Genomic DNA, 5,559 nt, shown 5'->3' on the forward strand with positions numbered 1-5,559 from the left:
GTGCGCGAGGGGTGCCGCCTGCGGGCGCGGGCGCAGCGCGACGGCGTTGCCGCACGCCAGCGCCGCCACGGCGGAGACGTCCAGCGCGGTGGGGGAGGTGCGCCAGTCCACCACGAGGGCGACCACCCCGACGGTGGCGGCCGGCAGCGGTGTCCAGCCCAGCTTGTCGGCCCAGCCGGCGGTGGAGAACGCGCTGTCGGCGAGGTGCTCGGCGGCGGCGGCGGCCTGCCGCACCGGCACGCCGGTCGTCAGCGACGCGGTGGCGCCCATCGCGCGCACGTCGGTGCGCAGGGCCTCCGCCAGCGCCAGGAGGTGGCGGGTGCGGTCGGCGCCGGTGAGGTGCAGCCAAGACGTGGTCTGCGCGCGGGCCGCGGCGGCCAGCGCCGCGCGCACGCCCGAGGCCGGGGTGTCGACGACCTCGGTGAGGACGGTGCCGGTGGCCGTGTCGAGCACCGCGCTGGCCGCGCCGTCGGGGTCGGCGGCCAGGCCCGCGGCGTCGTCGGCGTAGCGGGGCAGCAGCTCCGCGACCCGGGACGCGGCGGCGGGCCGGCGCAGCTCCCCGCCCGCCACGCCGGCTGGCGCTCCACGGGGTGCAGGGTCCACCACGCTCCGCAGTCTACGAGTGCCGTGCCCTCCTGGCGGTCGGCGCGCCGCCCCCGGCTGGCAGGGTGGGGGCCGTGCCCGCGCACCCGCACCCCCACCTGCCCGGACCGCAGCCGGAACCCGCCAGCGACGGTGACGACCGCACCTTCGCCTGGTACGCCGGCGACCACCACATCCACACCACGTTCTCCCGCGACGCCATGTACTCCGTCGACGACCAGGTGCGCCGCGGGCAGGAGTGCGGCCTGGACTGGATGGTCATCACCGACCACGGCGGCCCCGACCACGCCAAGCTGTCCGTCGCCGCGCAGGCCCCCGCCATCGCCGCCGCCCGCGAGCGCTGGTCCCCGCTGGTGTTCCAGGGCATGGAGTGGAACATCCCCGGCGCCGAGCACGCCACGCTCATCGTGCCGCCGCACGAGCGCACCGTGGGGTTCCTGCAGGAGTTCGAGCGCCGCTGGGACGGCGACGTGCTCGCCGCGCACAGCAACCCCGGCGGCCCGGAGCTGATCCGGCACTCCGTGGAGGGCACCGACACCGCCCGCCGGCTCGGCCTGGAGGCCCTGGCCTGGCTGCGCGCGGAGCTGGAGCGCGGCACCGTCGACACCGCGCTGGTGCTGTCCAACCACCCCATGCGCACCGGGCGGCTGGCGCCCTCGCGGATCCGGCAGTGGCGGGACGCGGCGCCGGGGCTGTTCGTCGGCTGGGAGGGCGCCCCCGGTCACCAGGCCGCCGCGCTGCCGGCCCCGTACGGCCGCGGCCGCGGTCGCGGTCAGTACGACGAGTCGCCGGGCACGTGGTCCTTCCCCGGCTACGACGCGCTGCAGTACCGCACGTGGGGCGGGTTCGACGCCGCCACCGCCCGGGTGGGCGGGCTGTGGGACAGCCTGCTCGCCGAGGGGCTGCCGTGGTGGATCACGGCGAACTCCGACAACCACTTCGACCACATGGACACCGTCGTCGTGGGCGAACCCTCCCGGGCGTTCTACGAGGCGCACGGCCACCGCGGTTCCCCCGTGGAGACCGGCAGGGCGCAGCACGGCTACGTCGACTTCGCCCCCGGCTTCTACAGCCGCACCTACGTCGGGGCCGAGCGGCGCGAGCACCGCTCGGTGATGGCCGCGCTGCGGGCCGGCCGGGCGTTCGTGGTGCACGGCGGCCTCCTCGACGCGATCGAGGTGCGGGTGCGGCCGGGGTCGGGCGAGGGCGCCGCGGGCCCGGGCGTGACGTTCGGGGCGCGCACCCGGATCGCGCGCGGTGACGACGTGCGCGTGGAGGTGCTGCTCGACCCGGCCTCCCGGCCCAACGGCGCGGGGGAGGTGCCGCAGGTCGCGCGGGTCGACGTCGTCGTCGGCACCGTCACCGGCAAGGTGGCCGACGCCGAGGCCGACCTGTTCGAGGCGCCGGGGACCCGCGTCGTGGAGACGTTCGAGGTGCCCGCCCGGGCCCGCGGCCGCCAGCGGTTCGAGGTCGTCCTGCGGCAGGTGGCGGACCCGCTGTACGTGCGGCTGCGCGCGAGCGACGGGCGCCGCTGCCGCGCCGACGGGCACCCGCTCGCCGACGAGATCGGGAACTCCGACCCGTGGGCGGACCTGTGGAGCTACACGAACCCGGTGTTCGTGGACGTCGACGGGTAGCCGAGGGTGGTGTGGCAGCGGGTGACGCACGCCACTCGCGCGCGGGGCGCGGACCAGGACGCGGCGGCACCCCTGCCGCGTTGGACCAGACGTGCCGCTCGCACCCCTGCCCGCCCCCGCTCCCGCCGCCACCTCCGCCGCCCGGCCCGTCCTGTGGACCCCGAAGCGGGTCCTCGTCACCGCCTCCGCCGCCGCCGAGCCCCACGGGCGGGCGATCCTGCAGCGCCTGGCCGCCGCCGGCGTCGAGGACGTCACGCTGCTGCCCGGTGACCGGCTGCCGTCCTCGCGCGGCGCCGACGAGCGCGCCACCTACGCCCTGGCCAAGTCCACCCTCGCCGTCGTCACCAGCCCGGCGGGCAAGCGCACCCCCGTCCCGATCCCGCCCAGCGCGGACTTCTCCTTCCCGCTCGCCGAGGGCTGCCCCGGGCACTGCCAGTACTGCTACCTCGCCGGCTCGCTGTCCGGGCCGCCGATCACCCGCGTCTACGCGGACCTGCCGCGGATCCTCGCCGGCCTCGACGCCGTCGTCGGCACGGGCACCGTCACCACCGGCACCGCCGCGCGCGGGCACGAGGGCACGACGTTCGAGGCCTCCTGCTACACCGACCCCCTCGCGATCGAGCACCTCACCGGCTCCCTCGCCGCGACGATCACCCACTTCGGCACCCACGACTTCGGCGGCGACGTCCAGCTGCGCCTGACCACGAAGTACGACGCGGTGCAGCCCCTGCTGGACCTGCCGCACGGCGGGCGCACCCGCATCCGCTCGTCGGTGAACGTCGCCGGCGTCGAGCGCTTCGAGGGCGGCACCGCGCGGGTGGCGGCGCGGCTGGCGGCGCTGGGACGGCTGGCCCGCGCCGGCTACCCCGTCGGGCTGACCATCGCCCCGATCATGCCGGTGGACGGCTGGCGCGAGCGGTACGCCGAGCTGCTCGACGCCGCCGCCGCCGAGCTGGCCGGCGCGGCTGGGCTCGACCTGACGGTGGAGTGCATCACCCACCGCTTCACGCCGAAGAGCAAGGACGTCCAGCTCGGCTGGTACCCGCGCACCAAGCTCGACCTGGAGGAGTCCACCCGCGCCCGCAAGCGCGGGAAGTTCGGGGCGGTGAAGTTCGTCTACGACGCCGCGACGATGCGCGAGCTGCGCTCCTGGTTCGAGGCGGAGCTGGAGCGGCGGCTGCCCGCGGCGCGGCGGCTGTACTGGACCTGACGACGTGCCCGGCCCGGCGGGGACCGGGCGTCGTCCGGCGGCTCAGCCGAGCAGCGCCCGGCCCAGGTCGGTCTGCACGCGGGTGCAGGTCCGCAGCACGGCCGGGAGGGTGAGCAGGAACGCCAGGCCGACGACCGTCGCGGCGACCACCCGCGCGCCCGGGTCCGCCGGCATGCCCGGCAGGTCGAGGAGGACCAGCGGGCCGCCGTCCGCCCGTGCCCAGCGGGCCCACAGCACGCTGCCCGTGCCGGCCACCGCGGTGGACCACCAGGCCACCGCCACCGACCACGTGACGACGGAGACGGGGAACAGCGCGAGCGCGTGCAGCGCGTCGCGCCGGGTCTGCTCCCGCAGCAGCGGGGCCAGGAACCGGCGCACCAGGCCCGTGCCGGCGGGCACCGGCCCGTAGGCGCCGACGAGGCGCGGTGCCGGCACCACGGCGGCGATCCGCGCCCGCTCCAGCTCCGCCAGGGCGCGGGTGGCCAGCGCGGTGGCGACCAGCAGCGGCAACCCGACCCAGACGACGAGCAGCCCGGCGCCGGTGGCGGCCCCCGTGACCAGCACGACGAACCCGGCCAGGGCGAGCGGGAAGCCGGTGAGGAGGTAGGCGGAGTCGGCGCCCACCCGGCGGAGCAGCCCCGCGGGGGTGGGGGCCCACCGGCCGTCGGGGGAGGGGGTCGTCGTGCGGGGCAGGGTCGGTGCTGTGCTCATGGGTTGATGCTGGCCGCCGGGACGGCCCGGCCGCGATGGCGCCCGCCCACCTCCCCGGGGTGGGGTCACCCCCACCCCGCCGCGCTCAGCCCGGGCCGGTCGCGGCGGCGACGTCCTGGCGCAGCGCGGCCAGCGCCCGCTCCGCCTCCGCCCGCGCGCCGGCCAGGTCCCCGGTGACCGGCACCACGACCTCGCAGTAGCACTTCAGCTTCGGCTCGGTGCCGCTGGGGCGCACCACGACCCGGGCGCCGGCGGCGGTGCGCAACCGCAGCCCGTCCGTGGGTGGCAGCCCGTCCACGCCGTCGGCGAGGTCCTCCACGGCCACCACCGCAGAGCCGCCCAGCTCGGCCGGGGGGCGCTCGCGCAGCCGGCGCATCGCCGCGCCGATGAGCGCCACGTCGTCCACCCGCAGCGACACCGGCGCGGTGGCGTGCACGCCGTGGCGCAGCGCGAGCTCGTCGAGCACGTCGCCCAGCCGGCCGCCGTCCACCAGCCTGGCCCGCGCCAGCCGCGCCACGAGCACCGCGGTGGAGATGCCGTCCTTGTCCCGCACCACCTCCGGGGCCACGCAGTAGCCGATGGCCTCCTCGTAGCCGAACGTCAGCCCCGGCACGCGGGCGATCCACTTGAACCCCGTCAGGGCGGGGGCGAACGCGGCGCCGCGCGCGGCGGCGATCCGCGCCAGCAACCGGGAGCTGACCACCGAGCAGGCCAGCACCCCGCCCGGCGCGGCGAGGTGGTCGCCGAGGATGCCGCCGAGCTCGTCGCCGGTCAGCGCCCGCCAGCCGCCGCGACCCTCGACCCCCCGCACGGGCAGGGCGACGCTGCAGCGGTCGGCGTCGGGGTCCACGGCCAGCACCAGGTCGGCGCCCACCCGCGCGGCGAGGTCGAGGGCGAGGTCGAGGGCGCCGGGCTCCTCGGGGTTGGGGAAGGCGACGGTGGGGAAGTCCGGGTCCGGCTCGGCCTGCTCGGGCACCACGTGGACGTCGTCGAAGCCGCTGCGCCGCAACGCCTCCAGCAGCACGTGGCCGCCGACGCCGTGCATCGGGGTGACGACGGCGCGCAGCGCCGGCCCGCCCCCGCGCAGCGGACCGGGTGCGGCGCGCCCGACGGCGGCCGTCACGGCGGCCAGGTACGCCTCGAGCACCTCCTCGCCCAGCACCGTCCAGCCCGAGCCCGCCCGCGCCAGCCCGGCCAGCGGCCCGACGGCGGCGATGGCGGCGGCGATCTGCGCGTCCACCGGCGGCACGATCTGCACGCCGCGGCCCTCCTCGGGCGCGACCCGGCCGCCGAGGTACACCTTGTAGCCGTTGTCCTGCGGCGGGTTGTGGCTCGCGGTCACCATCACCCCGGCGTCGGCGTCGAGGTGGCGCACCGCGAACGCCAGCACGGGCGTGG

The 5,559-nt window shown here is 77.8% G+C and carries 5 protein-coding genes; 2 read left to right on the forward strand and 3 right to left on the reverse strand.

Translation table 11 applies throughout. From position 1 onward, the window contains the following. Window positions 1-606, reverse strand: a 606-nt coding sequence (locus tag ABEB16_RS17890) for an aldehyde dehydrogenase family protein (protein WP_345713574.1), incomplete at its 3' end; no start/stop codon positions are given. Window positions 607-677: 71 nt separating this feature from the next. Between ABEB16_RS17890 and ABEB16_RS17895 the strand changes: the two genes are divergently transcribed. Beyond that, window positions 678-2,240, forward strand: a complete 1,563-nt coding sequence (locus tag ABEB16_RS17895) for a histidinol-phosphatase (protein ID WP_345713575.1) — start codon at window positions 678-680, stop codon at window positions 2,238-2,240. Window positions 2,241-2,331: 91 nt separating this feature from the next. Further along, window positions 2,332-3,450 carry a spore photoproduct lyase family protein gene (locus ABEB16_RS17900; protein ID WP_345713576.1) on the forward strand — a complete coding sequence of 373 codons (1,119 nt, stop codon included), beginning with the start codon at window positions 2,332-2,334 and terminating at the stop codon, window positions 3,448-3,450. Window positions 3,451-3,492: 42 nt separating this feature from the next. On the opposite strand, the gene ABEB16_RS17905 is transcribed toward ABEB16_RS17900, so the two are convergent. Beyond that, the gene (locus ABEB16_RS17905) at window positions 3,493-4,161 is read right to left on the reverse strand and encodes a sensor domain-containing protein (RefSeq protein WP_345713577.1); all 669 of its coding nucleotides are present in this window, start codon (window positions 4,159-4,161) and stop codon (window positions 3,493-3,495) included. Window positions 4,162-4,246: 85 nt separating this feature from the next. Further along, a partial coding sequence (locus tag ABEB16_RS17910) for a phosphohexomutase domain-containing protein (protein ID WP_345713578.1) occupies window positions 4,247-5,559 on the reverse strand: 1,313 nt, incomplete at its 5' end.

Source organism: Kineococcus glutinatus (assembly GCF_039542765.1).
GTDB lineage: Bacteria > Actinomycetota > Actinomycetes > Actinomycetales > Kineococcaceae > Kineococcus_A > Kineococcus_A glutinatus.

Bases quoted from the DNA above. Each gene is read 5' to 3' on its own strand.
- ABEB16_RS17905 (WP_345713577.1), bottom strand. From the start codon at position 4,161: ATGAGCACAGCACCGACCCTGCCCCGCACGACGACCCCCTCCCCCGAC.